Annotated in this window: 11 protein-coding genes; 5 read left to right on the top strand and 6 right to left on the bottom strand. The window is 57.8% G+C overall.

The annotated features are described in order from the left end of the window. Nucleotides 1-48: 48 nt before the first annotated feature. Nucleotides 49-246, top strand: a complete 198-nt coding sequence (locus tag ACIPIJ_RS16770) for a hypothetical protein (RefSeq protein WP_401078509.1) — start codon at nt 49-51, stop codon at nt 244-246. 103 nt (nt 247-349) lie between these two features. Here ACIPIJ_RS16770 and ACIPIJ_RS16775 read toward each other — a convergent pair whose 3' ends face one another. Then, nucleotides 350-2,452 carry a TonB-dependent receptor gene (locus ACIPIJ_RS16775; RefSeq protein ID WP_401078512.1) on the bottom strand — a complete coding sequence of 701 codons (2,103 nt, stop codon included), beginning with the start codon at nt 2,450-2,452 and terminating at the stop codon, nt 350-352. 472 nt (nt 2,453-2,924) lie between these two features. Here ACIPIJ_RS16775 and ACIPIJ_RS16780 point away from each other — a divergent pair, with 472 nt between their 5' ends. Next, nucleotides 2,925-4,244: an OprD family porin gene (locus ACIPIJ_RS16780; protein ID WP_401078516.1), complete on the top strand. Its 1,320-nt coding sequence runs from the start codon at nt 2,925-2,927 to the stop codon at nt 4,242-4,244. Between the two features lie 30 nt (nt 4,245-4,274). Here the strand turns inward: ACIPIJ_RS16780 and ACIPIJ_RS16785 are convergent, their stop codons facing one another. The 3 genes from ACIPIJ_RS16785 to ACIPIJ_RS16795 form a co-directional block, all read right to left on the bottom strand. Beyond that, a complete protein-coding gene (locus tag ACIPIJ_RS16785) occupies nt 4,275-5,942 on the bottom strand; it encodes an FMN-binding glutamate synthase family protein (protein ID WP_401078519.1) in 1,668 nt (555 codons plus the stop codon). 127 nt (nt 5,943-6,069) lie between these two features. Further along, nucleotides 6,070-7,437: an ATP-binding protein gene (locus ACIPIJ_RS16790; protein WP_401078522.1), complete on the bottom strand. Its 1,368-nt coding sequence runs from the start codon at nt 7,435-7,437 to the stop codon at nt 6,070-6,072. A 1-nt stretch (nt 7,438) separates the two neighbouring features. Beyond that, on the bottom strand, nt 7,439-8,158 hold the full coding sequence (locus tag ACIPIJ_RS16795; RefSeq protein WP_401078524.1) for a response regulator: 720 nt from the start codon (nt 8,156-8,158) through the stop codon (nt 7,439-7,441). A 140-nt stretch (nt 8,159-8,298) separates the two neighbouring features. Between ACIPIJ_RS16795 and ACIPIJ_RS16800 the strand changes: the two genes are divergently transcribed. Beyond that, on the top strand, nt 8,299-10,560 hold the full coding sequence (locus ACIPIJ_RS16800; protein ID WP_401078527.1) for a TonB-dependent siderophore receptor: 2,262 nt from the start codon (nt 8,299-8,301) through the stop codon (nt 10,558-10,560). A 62-nt stretch (nt 10,561-10,622) separates the two neighbouring features. On the opposite strand, the gene ACIPIJ_RS16805 is transcribed toward ACIPIJ_RS16800, so the two are convergent. After that, nucleotides 10,623-10,823: a DUF3079 domain-containing protein gene (locus ACIPIJ_RS16805; protein ID WP_401078530.1), complete on the bottom strand. Its 201-nt coding sequence runs from the start codon at nt 10,821-10,823 to the stop codon at nt 10,623-10,625. Nucleotides 10,824-11,026: 203 nt separating this feature from the next. On the opposite strand from ACIPIJ_RS16805, the gene ACIPIJ_RS16810 reads away from it, so the two are divergent. Then, complete coding sequence (locus tag ACIPIJ_RS16810) at nt 11,027-11,209, top strand: type II toxin-antitoxin system RelE/ParE family toxin (RefSeq protein ID WP_401078532.1); 183 nt, start codon at nt 11,027-11,029, stop codon at nt 11,207-11,209. 1,396 nt (nt 11,210-12,605) lie between these two features. Next, nucleotides 12,606-14,294, top strand: a complete 1,689-nt coding sequence (locus ACIPIJ_RS16815; RefSeq protein WP_401078535.1) for a DUF262 domain-containing protein — start codon at nt 12,606-12,608, stop codon at nt 14,292-14,294. Between the two features lie 239 nt (nt 14,295-14,533). On the opposite strand, the gene ACIPIJ_RS16820 is transcribed toward ACIPIJ_RS16815, so the two are convergent. After that, the gene (locus ACIPIJ_RS16820; RefSeq protein ID WP_401078538.1) at nt 14,534-15,892 is read right to left on the bottom strand and encodes a hypothetical protein; all 1,359 of its coding nucleotides are present in this window, start codon (nt 15,890-15,892) and stop codon (nt 14,534-14,536) included. Nucleotides 15,893-16,017: the final 125 nt, after the last annotated feature.

Below are 16,017 nucleotides of genomic sequence, written 5' to 3' on the forward strand. Positions count from 1 at the left end.
AATCACGACGTAGATTAGCCGCTCACGGGCCCAGGAGTACGTGTAGACATGAACGCAGCAAGTGAGTCGGCTTTGCGCCCATTGGCAGTGAATCACCCTTCGCTCAGAACCTTGGCGCAGTGGCTGAAACACCCAGGAAGCACGCGGGTCAGGACGACCGACCCCCGACGTCTGCTTGACGGCCGTTATCCCCAAGGGCTGATCAGCGATGCGGAGCTGGAAGCGCTGCTGGGTGTCTGGCACTGAAAGGGCAGGAGCCCGCGCCATGCAAAACGCCACCGCGATTGCGGTGGCGTTTTTGTTTGCGGGGTGTCAGTGCCGGCGATCGGGTCGGTACTGCCCCAGCAGGTCAGAAGCTGTAAGTGCCGGTCACCACCAGGCTGCGCGGGTCGCCGAGCTGGATCTGCGCCGCACTGGTCGCCGAGCTGTAATAGGTCTTGTCGGTGATGTTGCTGAGCGCCGCACGCACATCCCAGTCATGCGTACGGAACCCTGCCAGCGCATCCCAACGCCCGTAACCCGGCATCACCGTGGTGTTCTGGTTGTCGGCATAGCGCTCGCCCACCAGTGTGAGCCCGGTTTCGGCGTACCAGCCAAGCTCCGGCTTCCAGGTCACGAACAGGCTGGCGTTGCGCTTGGCGACATCGTTGATGCGGTTACCTTCCTGGCCGTTGTTGTCCTTGACGATGGTCGCATCCTGCAAGCCGATACCCCCGCGTACGTACCAGTTGCCAACAATGTTGCCGGCTGCGGTCAGCTCGATGCCGCGTGAACGCTGCAGGCCGCTCATCAGGGTGATTTCCGGGTTGTTCGGGTCACGCGTGCGGCGGTTGTACAGCTCCAGCTCATAAAGGGCGAAGGTGGTGGTCAGGCGCTCGTCGAACCAGTCGCTCTTGACCCCGATCTCTTTCTGCCGGGTCAGCTCTGGGCTGGTGTCGTTGGTGTTGCCGGCTGCGCCTGGGGTGATACCGATCAGGCCACCGCCGACAGGCGAGAAGGTCTTGCTCCACGAGGCATAGAACGAGTGATCACGCCATGGCGTATAGACCACGCCCAGGCGCGGGCTGGTGCTGTTGCTATCCTGCTTTTCGGCCAGGTTGCGCACCTTGTTGGTGGTTTCCACCTCGAACTGGTCGAAGCGCACGCCAGCCAGAATCTGCCACTGATCGTTGAGACGGATCTGGTCCTGCAGGTACAGGCCACGGCTGTCGACCACGGTGTGGTTGTCACTCGACACCACCATGCGGCCGTTGTGCTGCAAGTCGCGGTTCGGGTTGTTCAGGTCCAGGCTCGGTACTGCCTGGCCACCGGCCGAGACGGCGGCAGCGGTGTACAGGGTCGGGTCGCGGCGCTGGTTGCCGAACTCCAGGCCCAATAGCAGTGTGTGTTCCAGGCCCCAGGTGGCGAAGTCGCCCTCGGCTTCGAGGTTGTTGAACAGGTTGCGGGTGTTCAGGTCCTGCTGCCAGCGTTGGCGGGTCACCGTGTTGTTGCTGGCGTTGTAGCCGGTCAGGTAGGTGTTGTCGAACTCGCTGTCGAGCTTGAACAGCCCGAGGGTGTGGCGCAGTTGCCAGGTGTCGTTCAGCTGGTAGTTGAGGCGCGAGCGCAGCGACTGCGCGCGGTCGTCGATGAAGTCGCGCTGTGTATCGCCATAGGTGGTGCTGCGGCTGACATCGGCCGGGCGCCCGTTGACCCCGGGGATACCGCGGTCGGGGGTGCGGTTGTAGCGGCTGTACTCGTACTGCACCAGCCAGTTCAGGTCGGGCGTGAGCTGCCAGCTCATCGACGGGGCGAACAGCTGGCGGCTTCCATCGACGCCATCGCGGAAGCTGTTGTTGTCCTGGTTGCCCATGTTCAGGCGCAGGCTGAGGGTGTCGCTGGGGTCGGCACTGAGGTCGGCATACAGGCTGCGCAGGTCCTGGCTGCCGCCCTGGGCCTCGATGGACGAGCGCCGGCCATGCTCTGGCGCCTTGCTCACGCGGTTGACGATGCCACCCTGGCTGCCACGGCCATACAGCACTGCGGCCGGCCCCTTGAGCACCTCGACCCGTTCGATGTTGTGCAGGTCGCGCAGGTACTGGCTGTCGTCGCGGATACCGTCCAGGTAGAAGTCGTTGCTGGCTTCGAAGCCGCGGATGCGCACGCTGTCGAAGCGCGTGTCGGCACCGCTGCTGACGTTGGGGATGCCCTCGAGGGCCTTGCCCAGCGAATCGCTGCCGTAGTCGAGCACATTGCGGGTCTTCACCGTGTCGATGGCCTGGGGCACGTAACGCACAGGGGTGGAGGTGCGCGTTGCGGTGCTTACCTCCTTGACCCGTGGGTTGTCTTCTTCGCGCTCGCTGTCGGCGGTAACCGATAACTCGGGCAGGGTGGTGGTGGCGGCACTGGCCAGGCTGGCGTTGAACAGCAGCGACAGGCCAAGCGTCAGCGGTGAAAGGCGGCAGGGGGCAGGCATGGAGGCATCCGGACCTAAGGCTGGTAATAAACAAGGCGCGAATGATAATGCTTGCCATTTGCTGTTGCTTGGGTGTTTGTAAAGGCTTGTCTTTACATATGTATCGCTTTGTAACTAGTCCCTTGTGCGTACTGTTGGTGCCCGAGGGTGGTGGGGTGCGTCATAACGACTCATCTGACAGAAGACAAATTGCCCACTGCTGGTGGGAACGTGCACGGAAATGCACTGTTCATCCCGGTTAATTTGGTTATATCGACCTGCTTTTCACGACTTTTTGACATTTGTAATCGCACACGGCTAGGATTCGGCCAGCGCCTGATGGCCATGATCTGGCCATGCAGCTGTACAAGGCCCGCCACGTAACTTCGGCGGCCTTGCAGTTTGGATCCGCATAGCGTCGAACCTACGAAGGGGTGTTGGTTCCTGGCGTCATATTGCGCAGCGTTTTTGATTAAGAAATAAGGAAAACAACATGTTGAAAACCAGGATCAGCCTGGTCGCCCTGGCGATGATCGCCGCGACCCAGGCCCAGGCCAACGAGCAGGCCGACAGCAAGGGCTTTATCGAAGACAGCCACGCAAACGTTCTCCTGCGTAACGCTTACATCAACCGTGACAAGAAACACGGTACCGATGACCAGATCGAATGGGGCCAGGCGGCCATCGCCAACTTCTCCTCTGGCTTCACCCAGGGCACCGTCGGTGTCGGCGTCGACGCATTCGGCCTGTACGCCGTGCGTCTGGACGGCGGCAAGGGCCACAACGGTGGCGCCGGTGTCGACTTCTTCAAGCCAGGCAACACCAAGAACGCCGACGGCAATGCCAGCGGCCCGCATGACCTGGCCCGCGCCGGCGCAGCCGTGAAGTTCCGCATCTCCAACACCGTGCTCAAGTACGGTGACCAGATGCCGACACTGCCGGTGCTGAATTACGACGACGGTCGACTGCTGCCAGAAAGCTTCACCGGTACCATGATCACCTCCAAGGAGATCGAAGGCCTGGAACTGAACGCCGGCCGCTTCACCCAGGAAGCGCGCAAGAGCGCCGAGCGTCGTGACGGTGGCGGCCTGAAGTCGATCAACGTCTTCGGCGGTAGCTACAAGTTCACCGACAACTTCACCGCTTCGCTGTACACCGCAGACAACGAAGACGTGATGAAGAAGCACTACCTGGGCTTGAACTACGTCTTCCCGATCGCCAATGACCAGTCGCTGACCCTGGACTTCAACGGCTACAAGTCGGATATCGACAAGAAATATGTGCAGGCCGCCGACCTGAACGGCGACTCCAACACCATCTGGAGCCTGGCCGCGACCTACGCCTACGGCGCGCACTCGTTCACCATCGCCCACCAGCGCAGCACCGGCAGCACTGGTTACAACTACAGCGGCTACCAGAACGTGGGCGGCGTGGGTGACGGTGGTTCGACCATCTACCTGGCCAACTCGTACTGGTCCGACTTCAACGCCGAAGACGAGCGTTCCTGGCAGCTGGGCTACGGCCTGGACTTCGGTGCCTACGGCATCCCGGGCCTGACCTACAAGCTGGCCTACGTGGTGGGTGACAACATCAACACCCGCACCAACGCCAACCCGCAAGGCTTCGGCGAAGGTAAAGAGCGCGAGATCTTCAACCAGATCCGCTACGTGGTTCAGGAAGGCCCGGCCAAGGACCTGTCGATCAAGCTGCGCAGCTCGTTCCTTCGCACCAACAACGCTGTACAGCAAAACACCTACAACGACGACGGCAACGAAGTCCGCGTATTCGTCGAGTACCCGATCAGCATCTTCTGATACTGACGCCGTGTACCCAACAGCCCCGGCCTATGCCGGGGTTGTTTCTTTTCGGCGCACCGGTGTCATCGGCGCCACCGCTGTTTCCCTCGTCTCCGGTGCAAAGCTGTCGCTGCGCGCCATCCGCCACATCCGCGCATAAAACTCGCTTTCGATCGAGCCACTGAGCAATTCGCCGGGCTTGAGAAACGGGTGCAGGTCCGAAAACAGGCTGATTTCGCTGGTGCTGATGCGCCGCGCCAGATGCTTGGGTTTGAGCTCCGAGGGGTGCTCAAGGCCGGCGGCCGCGAGCATCTCGGCCAGGGCATGCAGGGTGTTGCGGTGGAAGCTGGCAACCCGCTCGGCCTTGTCCGGTACCACCAGCGCACGCTGGCGCAATGGGTCCTGGGTGGCCACGCCGGTTGGGCACTTGTTGGTGTGGCAACTCTGCGACTGGATGCAACCAATGGCGAACATGAAGCCACGCGCCGAGTTGACCCAGTCGGCGCCGATGGCCAGCACGCTGGCGATATCGAAAGCGCTGACGATCTTGCCCGCCGCGCCGATGCGGATGCTCGAACGCAAGTTCAGGCCGACCAGGGTGTTGTGCACGAACATCAGGCCTTCGCGCATGGGCACGCCCATGTTGTCGCTGAACTCGCGCGGCGCCGCGCCCGTGCCACCCTCCTTGCCATCGACGACGATGAAGTCCGGGGTGATGCCGGTGGCCAACATGGCCTTGGCAATGCCCATGAACTCCCACGGGTGGCCCAGGCAAAATTTGAAACCCACCGGCTTGCCGCCCGACAGCTCACGCAGCTGAGCGACGAATTGCAGCAGCTCCAGGGGCGTGCGGAAGGCACTGTGCGCGGCCGGCGAGATGCAGTCCTCGCCGGCACGCACGCCGCGGGTGGCGGCGATTTCCGCGCTGACCTTGTGCCCCGGCAGGATGCCGCCGTGGCCCGGTTTGGCGCCTTGGCTGAGCTTGATCTCGATCATTTTCACCTGCGGGTCGCGGGCCTGGGCGGCGAAGCGCTGCGGGTCGAAGCGGCCTTGCTCGGTGCGGCAACCAAAATAGCCGCTGCCGATTTCCCAGATCAGGTCGCCACCATGCTCGCGGTGGTAGGGGCTGATGCTGCCTTCACCGGTGTCATGGGCGAAGCGGCCCAAACGCGCGCCCTGGTTGAGCGCGGCAATGGCATTGGCGCTGAGTGCGCCGAAGCTCATGGCCGAGATGTTGAAGGTCGAAGCGGAGTAGGGCAGGCGGCACTGCGGCCCGCCGATGGCGATGCGGAACGAGGCCGGGTCGGGGGTGGCCACCGGCAGCATCGAATGGCTGATGAATTCGAAGCCGGGCTTGTAGGCGTCGTTGAGCGTGCCGAAGGCCTTTTCGGCGCTTTCGTTCTTGGCCCGGGCATACACCAGCGAGCGTTGCGAGCGGGAGAAGGGCAGCTTGTCGTCGTCGCCTTCGATCAGGTACTGGCGGATCTCCGGGCGGATGGTCTCGATCAAATAGCGGATGTTGCCCAGGATCGGGTAGTTGCGGCGTACCGCGTGGTGGCTCTGGCGCAGGTCATTGAGGCCGACCAGGCTGAGCAGGGCGGTGGCCACGGTCAGCGGCCAGAGCCAGGTGTGCGTGGCAAGCAAGGGCAGGCTGGCGAAGGTGAACAACAGGCAGATCGCCAAGCAGGCATAGCGGCTGGGTAGAGAGCGTTTCATGGGTCCATCGCAGGCAGGATGACCGGGGCAAGCATAGGCAAACGGGCCGCGCGGAAAACCTGGGGAATCGGTAAAACACTGTTACCTGATGATGGGTTGTCTTGTGGCGATGGGCTGCAAAGCAGCCCTAATCAGGCAACAAAATGCTGACGCGTAACCCGCCACCCTCCCGGTTCATCAGCATCAGCTCACCCCCATGGCTGGCAGCAATTCGCTGGGCAATGCTCAAGCCCAGTCCGTACCCTCCGGATGCCTGGTTGCGCGACCCTTCCCCGCGCACAAAGGGATCGGTGACGGTGGCCAGCAGCTCGGGTGCAATGCCAGGCCCACGGTCATCAATATGGATCAATACGCCCGTAGTAGCGCGCTCCAGCGTGACGCAAACGTCTTTGCCATAGCGCAGTGCATTGACCAGCAAGTTCTGCAGGCAGCGCTGCAACAGCAAGGCATCGACGCGCAGGCTGCCAACCTTGCCTTGCACCGGCAAGGGTTCATCGCTGCTGGCCAGGTCGGCGCACAGGCGTGCCACCAGGCGGTCGATATCGACCTGCTGCAGGTTCTGTTGCTCGCCTGCGCGCAGGTAATCCAGCACCTGGCCGATCATGTCGTCCATCTGCGTGATGTTCTGGCGCAGGCGCTCACGGTGGTCGTCGTCGGGCAGGCGCTCCAGGCGCAGGCGCATGCGTGTCAGCGGGGTGCGCAGGTCGTGGGAAACCGCGGCGAGGAAGTAGGCCTTGTCGTTGACCATGGCGATCAGCCGCTGCTGCATGGCGTTGAAGGCCTGGGCGGCCTGGCGCACTTCTTCGGGGCCATCCAGGGCCAGCGGCGGCTGTTCCAGGTTGCCGCCCAGGCCGCGCGCGGCGTCAGCCAGGCGCCTTAATGGGCGAAGGCAAAGGCGTACCGCGATCAGGCACACCAGCAGCACCGCAACGATGCGCAGCGCATAGACCCGCAGCAGGTAATCGCTGATCAGCACCCAGGCCGACTCACCGCTCCAGCCCTGCAACTCCTGGCCGTCGATGGTCAGCCAGTGGCCGTCTGCCAAGGGCACGGCGAACTGGATATGCGCCTGGGCCGTGCGCAGCCCGAATAGGCTGCGCCAGACGAGCGGCTGGCCCAGCTCATCGGTCAGTTGCACCTTGAGCAGGCGCACCGCCTGGGCATGCCCCAGCTCGTACGTGAGCGCCTGTTGCAGCAACAGTTCGACGCGGCGCCTTCCGCGGCGCTGGTCTTCCTGCGCCGCAGGCACGGCGTCCGCGCAGCGCAATTGGTAGTTGGCCGGCACCTGCAACGGCGCGGCGTGGCAGTCGGCCTGGGCGATCAGCGGCGCACTGCGCGCCGCCATCAGCCTGACGGGGGCTTCGAGCACCTGGGCAAAACGCACGTCGAACCAGATGCTGCTGGACATCAACTGGATCAGCAGCGTGCCGCTGACCATGATCAGCAGCAACTGGCCAAACAAGGTGCGCGGCCACAGCCGGCGGAGCCAGCGCATCTCAGCTGGCCGCTTCGGCGCGGGCAATGCTCAGCAGGTAGCCTTCGTTGCGGATGGTGAGGATCTGTACCGCGCCACCGGGCGCGTGGCGCAGCTGCTGGCGCAGGCGGCTGATGCACATGTCCACCGAACGGTCGTCGGGGTGGTGGTCGCGGCCGAACGCACTGCGCGTCAACTGATCGCGCGAGACCACCCGGTTGTTGGCCTCCAGCAGCTCGCGCAGCACCCGGTGATCGGAGCGCGGCAGGGTCAGCACTTCGCCATCGGGGCGGGTGAGCAGGCGTTTCACGGGTTCGAGGCTGAAGCCGGCAAAGCCGAGTGTCTCGGCGGGCGCTTCTTCGCCGGCAGCACCGAGGCGTTGCGGGCGGCGCAGCACAGCCTTGATGCGGGCAATCAGTTCACGAGGCTCGAACGGCTTTGCCAGGTAGTCATCGGCACCGACTTCCAGGCCGATGATGCGGTCCAGCGTGCTGCCCTTGGCCGACAGCATGATCACCGCCAGCCCCGGGGTTGCCTGCAGTTGGCGGCACAGGCTGAGGCCATCCTCACCCGGCAGCATCAGGTCCAGCACCACCAGCTCGACCTTGTGCCCGGCCAGTTGCGCGCGCATCTGTTCACCGTCCGCTGCTGCCAAAACCGTGTAGCCGGCATCGGTCAGGTAATCGCAGAGAAGTTCGCGGATCTCGTCGTCATCATCGACAACCAGCAAGGTCGTGCTCATTGCTAAAAACACCTGTTCGGGGAGGGCCTGCAGCGCTCGTTACGTTCGATTACATGCCCGTACAAGCCGAGCATGGAGCCCGGAGGGCGGATCCCTAGAATCGTAACAAAAAATCATCTGCAAATACGAAGTCTTCCCAAATGAAACCTCAAAGTCTCACGCTTCATCCGCTTGCCTTCTTCATTGCGCTGGCCGCCAGTGGCCATGCCTTGGCCGCCGAAAGCCAACCGTTGGAACTGGACGCCACACAGATCGAAGACAGCGCGCTGCTGCCCGCCGACGAGGCTGGCCAGCTAGGGTACACGGTTGAAAGCACGCGCAGTTCCACCGGCCTGAAACTGACGCCCCGGCAGACGCCGCAGTCGGTTACCAGCATCACCCGCCAGCAGATGGACGACCGCGACATCCACACCATCGAACAGGCACTGGACACCACCCCGGGCGTGAGCACCAATAAGTCCGAAGTCGGCGGGCGCACCGACTTCCGTGCCCGCGGTTACTCGATCAGCAACTGGAAGGTCGATGGCTTGCAGTTCCAGGGCGGCTCCGATTTCAGCGGCGGCGGCAACGCGTTGAACATGGACCTGTACCAGCGCATCGACATCGTCCGCGGTGCCAACGGCCTGCTCGGCGGCACCGGCGACCCGTCGGCCACCGTCAACCTGATCCGCAAGGCCCCGACCAAGAGCTTTGGCGGCAGCGCCTACGCCACCTACGGCAGCTGGGACAAACGCCGCCTGGGTGCCGACCTCAACCTGCCGCTGTCCGAAGATGGCCGCCTGCGCTCGCGCTTCGTGATGACCCAGCAAGACGCCAACTCGTTCCGCGACAACCAGTCCGAGCGCTCCCGCGCGGCCCTGGCCAACTTTGAATTCGACCTCGACGACGCCACCACCCTGGGCGCCGGTTACCAGTACGAATACAACAAGGTGGTTGGCGGTGGCTGGGGTGCCAACATCCCCATCTGGTACCGCGACGGCAGCACCACTAACCTGCCGCGCAGCACCAACGTGGTACCCAGCTGGAGCTTCGGCGAGTACACCACCCGCACCGCTTTCGGCTCCCTGCAACACCGCTTCGACAACGACTGGACGCTTGACCTGAAGGCCGCGCAGAGCACCGCCGAAGTGCTCAACCACCGCGGCCTGGCCAAGGTCAACTCGGCCGGGCGCGGCAGCTACGGCGGCTACTGGGACCAGGACGGCAGCGGCGCGGTGCTCAACGGCCTGCACAGCTCCAGCGACACCACCCAACAGTCCGCGCAGGTCGACCTGTCCGGCCCGTTCCAGCTGTTCGGCCGCACCCACCAGGCAATGGTCGGCTACAACGACAGCCGCACCGTGGCCTGGTCGCCGGAGTACAGCTGCACCATGGTCAGTACTGACCGCGTCAGCGCGCCCTCGCTGGGCTGCCAGTTCCGCGCCAACAACGGCTTTCCGGTCACCGATTGGCACAACGGCGTGGACAGCGACTACGACATGCTCGCCTCGCGCACCGGCCGCCACAGCAAGATCACCACGCGCCTGCAGGGCATGTACGCAGCCACCCGCCTGAGCATCACCGACCCACTGTCGGTGATCGTCGGCATGCGCACCACCAACTACTCGGCCACCACCCGCAACGTCAGCGGCGTGCGCAGCAACCAGCAGAACAGCGGCATCGTCACGCCGTACCTGGGCGCGGTATACGACCTCAACGACACCTACTCGCTGTACGCCAGCTACACCGACATCTTCAACCCACAGACAGCCGAGACCGAGAGCGGCACCAAGGTCGAGCCGATCCGCGGCAAAAGCTATGAGACGGGTATCAAAGGTGAGTGGCTGGAGGGCCGCCTGAACGCATCGGCCGCGTACTTCCGCACCCAGCAGGAAAACAAGGCCGTGCTCGACAACGGCCTGACCACCCCGACCGGTGGCGATGCCTACAAGGCCGGTACCGGCCAGGAAACCGACGGCATCGACCTGGAAATCGCCGGCGCCCTGACCCCGAACTGGAACGTGTACGCAGGCTATACCTACCTGCACTTCCTCCGCGTCGACAGTGACGGGCGCAGCGACCCGTCGCACCTGTTCAAGGCCTCGACCACCTACCGCCTGTCCGGCCCGCTCGACCGCCTGACCCTGGGCGCTGGCGTCAAGGCGCAGACCAACATCCGCGCGATCTCCAGCCCCGCAGGCCAGCCGGTGAACGGCGTGAGTGCGGGCTCGAGCGACGTGAACTGGTCCGGCTATGCGATCTGGAATGCCATGGCCAAGTACCAGGTGACCGACGACACCTCGGTCAGCCTCAATGTCGACAACCTGTTCGACAAGCACTACTACACCCAGTACGGGTTCTATGCGGGGGCGATTTATGGGGACCCGCGGAACATGTCGTTGACCGTGAGTACGGCGTTCTGACCTGAACGCTTAAAGGCGATCATGAGCCTTGTGGGGGGCCACCCCCACAAGTGCTCGCTGAATCACCCAGCCTGTTGTTCCTGATGTAAGGGCTCTTCCAGCTCGTTTTCGAAACGATCCCAATCCTCCCCAAACAACTCCACCGGGTGCATGGTGCGGTCCGCACCATTGCCGCAGGCCAGCGCCTTGGCTGGGCAGTACAGGTCGCAACCCCAGCAGATACGTTCCGGGTGGCTGGGGTGGTGAGGGAATTTCTTGGCCATGGCATGCCTCCAGCAATCGCCGTCTGCAGCCAGACTATGCCTGTCATCCTTGGCAGGCTTGATTGAAATCAAGCTAGCTTGCATCTGCTCTGGATATCCACGTGCGCTTGCCGGCAATACATCGTGCGCGCTTGCGCTGCCTGTCAGCTTGGCTACCTATAGCCTTGAATTCGATGCGCGGGCGCTCAAGGAATGGCACAAGCTTGGCGACACTGTACGTGTTCAGTTCAAGAAGAAGCCTGCCTGATTGCTACAAGATCAAGCTGCGCAGCAGCGGCTACCGTCTGATTTATCAGGTGGTGGATAAGGAAGTCGAGGTGTTTGTAGTAGCGGTCGATAAGCGTGAGCGTGGGCAGGCATATCGCAAGGCGGCTGAGCGATTGTAAAGCTGAGTGGGCAGCAGCGTTTGAAAACAAAAAAGGCCCACCTTACGGTGAGCCTTTTGAGTACTACGTATGGTGCCGGCACCAGACGAACGGTTTCTTGCTGTGAGGATAGGGGATTCGCGGTGCTGGAATTTGGTGGATTTTCGAGCGTACCCCATAGAGTAGCTATAAATTTTTTGGTTCTTTTTGGAATCGAACTGGGGTGCGTCAGGACGCTCAGAGCTGTATGGATCGTTTTGCACTGCATTCGATTCATGGCCCTTACACCTCTTAATTGCCCCAGCTTATTTATGATAAGAGGAAATTTGAGGCGTCGTGATCAGGTTTTAGAGTAAATGCATAGAAAGGTTATTTGATGTATATGTATTCCTGATTTAAAGCTGTGCCATAAGCGACAGGCGCACGAGACGACAAAAAACAGAGTAAAAAATATAATGGCAATATATTGCTGTTGTATGCGAAAATTACGGAAATAAATCTTAATTTAGAGGTCTGCTTGAATACAACTCCTAAAAGTGAAAGGCTTGTCGAGTTTGTCAGGGCTTTAAACGAAGCAGTATGGTCGCCTAGCGATGCAGAATCAGCCAATGCCTTCTTGCGAAAGCATCTCGACGAGGTTGAAGAGGCGATGCTGGATGTAAGGTATCACAAGGACTATACGCGGCGAATGTTGATACCGTCATTCGACATTGAAGGCGCTTGGCATTATGACAAGGGTGTACACAGGTGGGGAGCGTTTGGGCACACTGTAGAAATCTATGATAGTGGATCAGTTCTCATCAAAACTCTGACTGGTGAGATCCTGTTTTCGGCTCTATGAATTGGCACGGGTGAGTTTTGTGAGTGTTAAGTCAGGTTGGTTTGGTGGATAATAAGTTTGTTAATTTATGCAGTGGTCAGAATCCATTGTCAGATTTGAAAAGTTGAATGCTTCTTAATTTCTTAGAGGTCGCAGGTTTAACCAGCGTGCATCTTTTACGCCGGTTCATTTCCGCGGTCGGGGGAAATGGAGAGTGCTCTGGGTTGGCCGCGCTAGGTCAGTTTGCAGCTCAGCGATTGGAAATCGGCCATGTGGGTATTCGCGGCGCGCACGTTGTTGCGTTCCCTGTGGCTCATCTGCCGCTCGATAGCCGTCCCTGACCACAGGCCGGACTCGACCAGCGCACTGCACGCCATCGCTAGTTGCACCGCTTAATTAGCATCGATGTTCTAGCAATGGTCGATGCCTGGAAGCTTTGGGGCTACCATGGCTCCTGTATAAGGAGGCGCTATGTTCGTCAATTACGGCAAGTTCGGTGACTTGTTGGCTTAGGTGAAGGCCATCACAGGTTGCAAAGAAGACTGACTGATCAGCGGCTCACGCGGGGAGTCGCTCTATCTAGCAAAGGAATCGTTTATGCAAACAGGTAAGTCGACAGTCAAAGATATTTTCGATGGCACTCGTATTTTCAACGTCCCTACCTATCAACGGGCCTACTCTTGGGAGCGTGAGGGTAACCTTGAAGATTTCCTCAATGACCTTTGCAGTCAGCACCCTGAAAGACCTTATTTCTTAGGATCTTTTCTATTCCACTTGAACGGAAACAAGAGTGACTTTGCTCTGATTGATATCGTCGATGGCCAGCAGCGGCTGACCACTTTGGTTATCTTCATGCACGTATTGTTGGGGCGGTTGATCGCGCAGGGATCCACCCTCGTCTCTGAGCGGACACGGCGCATTTTTGTGCGTGATGGAGATATCTTCAAGCTGGAATCAGGCAACGAGGGAAATACCTTTCTTCACGATTTAGTGCTTGGTGATCACCTGTATAGCCAGGAAGAGGTGACGCTTGTAACTCATTCGCAGCGTTTGCTGCTGGACGCACGGCAGTATTTCGAGGAGCAGCTGGCTCGTCATGATCTGACCAAGCTTGAAAAGATTTATACGACTGCTGTGAATGCTGATGTGCTCCTTTATGTAGTGGACAAGATCAGCATGGCTACCCAGATATTCGAGCTGTTGAATGATCGCGGAAGGCGCCTGACCGATTTGGAGTCGATCAAGAGCTTCCTAATGTACAACGCTGGAGTAGCCTTTGACTATCCCGAGCAGGTGATCGGAAAAATCCAGGAAGACTTTTCTGAAATCTATCGTTTGATTGAGTCTCACAAAATTAATGACCGGGATGTGCTACGGTATCACATGCTAGCGTTTGAGCCTTACCCAAGCGACTACACCGATAAGCCAAAGGTCTACATTAAGGAAAGAATTCTTCGTTTGGTGAGTGACCCAGGGAAGCGTGATGAGGCGCGAGAGCAGATTCGAGAGTATCCCGCGCGCCTGAAGAGAAGCTTCCAGCTCTTTGCGAAAATTCGAGATCTCCGTTTAGCTGATCAAGAATTGGCACAGACCTATATGATTGGGCGTGTAGCGCCTTTCTATCCAGCCTTGATGAAGGTGTGCAGTGAAAAGGCATCGGATTTCCACCGGTTAGTTGCGGCCATTAATGCCTTTACATTTCGTTCGTCTTTGGCTCGATTGCGTAGCAATGGCGAGAGCTACCAATATACGTGCATGCGAAATGGCGATGACGTAGTTGAGCTGATCGAAAGGTTTGTTCAGGAAAACTGGTGGAATATTAATGGTCGAGCCCGTGAGGCTTTGGATTATGAAAACTACTACGATTGGCTTGAGAAGAACGTAGTGCGCTATATCTTGTTTTCTTATGAGAACAATCTTCGTGATAAGAAAGGGTTTCCTCTGCTATCGAGCAAGGATTACTTATCAAAAGACTCTCGTGAGAAACTCAGTATTGAGCATATCACTGCAAAAAGGGTCAAGTCTGTTGAGTTTGATGATGAATTCAAGGAGCAATATCTGAATGCCCTTGGGAACTTGGTCATAGATCATGCTGCTTCCAACTCCAGTAAGGGGCGAAAGGATGGTCATGAGAAGCTTGCCCATTATAGTTTGGCTCCGCTAATTTCACAAAATGAATTGAATGACTTTTGCTGCGATTGGGATAGCCTTGGCTCGATAAAGGAGTTTATTAAGTGTAGGGAGGATCGGTTGAAAAAGTTTATTTCTACCCGGTTCGGTGTCTGACGTTATTTTTCTGTGAATATTTCTATATCTAAGTGAATCGCCCCTGGTTTCCTAGACACCACTAGGCCTCATAATGAGGCTTGGTGGTGTCATCAGTCGTAAGCGTTGCCAAGGAGTGCGGCTGAGGTATGCCTTCATCAAGAAGCACACGACGGATTACCCGACACGGCGCCTTTCCAGTTTGCGCCGTCTGATGGTTCAGTCTGCGAAATTTTAATCAGAGATTAAAATCGAATTAATTACCAATTGTCCACTGGCTGGGAGTCCTGCAAGATAAGAGAGCGATAATGGTGAGCGTATAATGTTGGTGCATGAAGTGGGTTGAAGTATTCACTTTCCCTCAAAAGTAACGAGTGTCTGTGATTTTTTGATTCATGTTTGTGAGATAAATCGCAATCAAGTCCGAGTGGTTTCAAGAATTTATCATTAAACTCGTGGGCGCCGGCTCCGGACATAAATATCATTGATTCGATTGATGGGCCTTCAACAATATTTGCTGAGCCACTAAGTGCCTCAAAGCCGGATTTCGAAATAGCGCAATATAGTTTGATGTGGAACTTGTTTTTCTTTACTGCGCCGTCAATCGCTTGTGAGCTCAGCCCAAGCTCTTGCAGCTTGTTATAGTCAATTCCTGATATGCTGCTGTAAGCTTTCTCAAAAAGCTTTATCTCAGAGGAGCGGGTTACAATTTTTGTCTTTTCTGGTGATATCTTACGCACCACGTTTAGCCAGTTTTCTACTCTCTGCTCGCTTTTAAGATACTGATGACCGATGAATGGAGTTATTAAATATATATCGTCAAACAGAATTGCCCATCTGTGCTGTAGTTTTCTCAACCACTGCATGATTTGAGTTTTGGAGAAGCTCCCTGGTGTTAAGTGTTCTTGCAGATTTTTTGCGCCTACTATATTGATTAGCGCGAAGTCAGTTTCTTTAATGTTTACCGATTCGCTATAGGGCTTGCTGAAGTATGATACGGTCTCCAGTCCGCACTCACATTTACAGGGAAGCCTAACAATCTGATATTCCGGCCTAGGCCCCCCGCCGTTTGCCAGATACCAGTTTAGATATCGATCAAATCCATTTGATATATTGTTGATTTGCCCGATAAGTATTTCATACGCTTTTTCATCTAAGCCAGTACCGCATTTATGACATGCGTAAAGTGGTTCCCCGGCCGGGCTATAGTTATGGTCAAGTTCATGAAGTCCGATGTCTTGCGCAAGATAGTCATCGCATGTGGCAATCTCACCAGTTTCTAAGTTTAAGGGCTCAGGCATACCCTCAAGAAAAGTATACTCAATTTTATCAGCACCTTCATAAGTATAGCAAATGTCGGGATTAACTACCTTTAGTTTAGACAGTTTTTGACATTTGGTGCACTCAAAAGTTACAATTCCGTCTTCATCGAATTTGGGGATTAGTATGCCATTTGGTAGCGTAACATTAGATGTGAAAGCTTGCGTAAATACTATTACGCTTCTACATCCTTGACATTGTATGTTGTATTTTTTTACATTTTTAGGTTCAATTAGCCGCTCTCGCATTTCTCTTAAATCATGAGGTTCAAATACTATTTTCCCGTTTTCAAATTTCATCTCTGCATCTCATCGCGATACTGTGGTTAAAGAAGTATTACCTGTCGCGACGGCATAGTGCTATTAACGTCAATCTCGATGCCGTCGAGCTTCTAGTGGATTTATTTCGGCGTTCTTGTCAATCC

The organism is Pseudomonas sp. NPDC087185 (assembly GCF_044744955.1).
GTDB lineage: Bacteria > Pseudomonadota > Gammaproteobacteria > Pseudomonadales > Pseudomonadaceae > Aquipseudomonas.

Bases quoted from the DNA above. Each gene is read 5' to 3' on its own strand.
- ACIPIJ_RS16775 (WP_401078512.1), bottom strand. From the start codon at position 2,452: ATGCCTGCCCCCTGCCGCCTTTCACCGCTGACGCTTGGCCTGTCGCTG.
- ACIPIJ_RS16815 (WP_401078535.1), top strand. From the start codon at position 12,606: ATGCAAACAGGTAAGTCGACAGTCAAAGATATTTTCGATGGCACTCGT.
- ACIPIJ_RS16785 (WP_401078519.1), bottom strand. From the start codon at position 5,942: ATGAAACGCTCTCTACCCAGCCGCTATGCCTGCTTGGCGATCTGCCTG.
- ACIPIJ_RS16795 (WP_401078524.1), bottom strand. From the start codon at position 8,158: ATGAGCACGACCTTGCTGGTTGTCGATGATGACGACGAGATCCGCGAA.
- ACIPIJ_RS16780 (WP_401078516.1), top strand. From the start codon at position 2,925: ATGTTGAAAACCAGGATCAGCCTGGTCGCCCTGGCGATGATCGCCGCG.
- ACIPIJ_RS16805 (WP_401078530.1), bottom strand. From the start codon at position 10,823: ATGGCCAAGAAATTCCCTCACCACCCCAGCCACCCGGAACGTATCTGC.
- ACIPIJ_RS16790 (WP_401078522.1), bottom strand. From the start codon at position 7,437: ATGCGCTGGCTCCGCCGGCTGTGGCCGCGCACCTTGTTTGGCCAGTTG.
- ACIPIJ_RS16770 (WP_401078509.1), top strand. From the start codon at position 49: ATGAACGCAGCAAGTGAGTCGGCTTTGCGCCCATTGGCAGTGAATCAC.
- ACIPIJ_RS16800 (WP_401078527.1), top strand. From the start codon at position 8,299: ATGAAACCTCAAAGTCTCACGCTTCATCCGCTTGCCTTCTTCATTGCG.
- ACIPIJ_RS16820 (WP_401078538.1), bottom strand. From the start codon at position 15,892: ATGAAATTTGAAAACGGGAAAATAGTATTTGAACCTCATGATTTAAGA.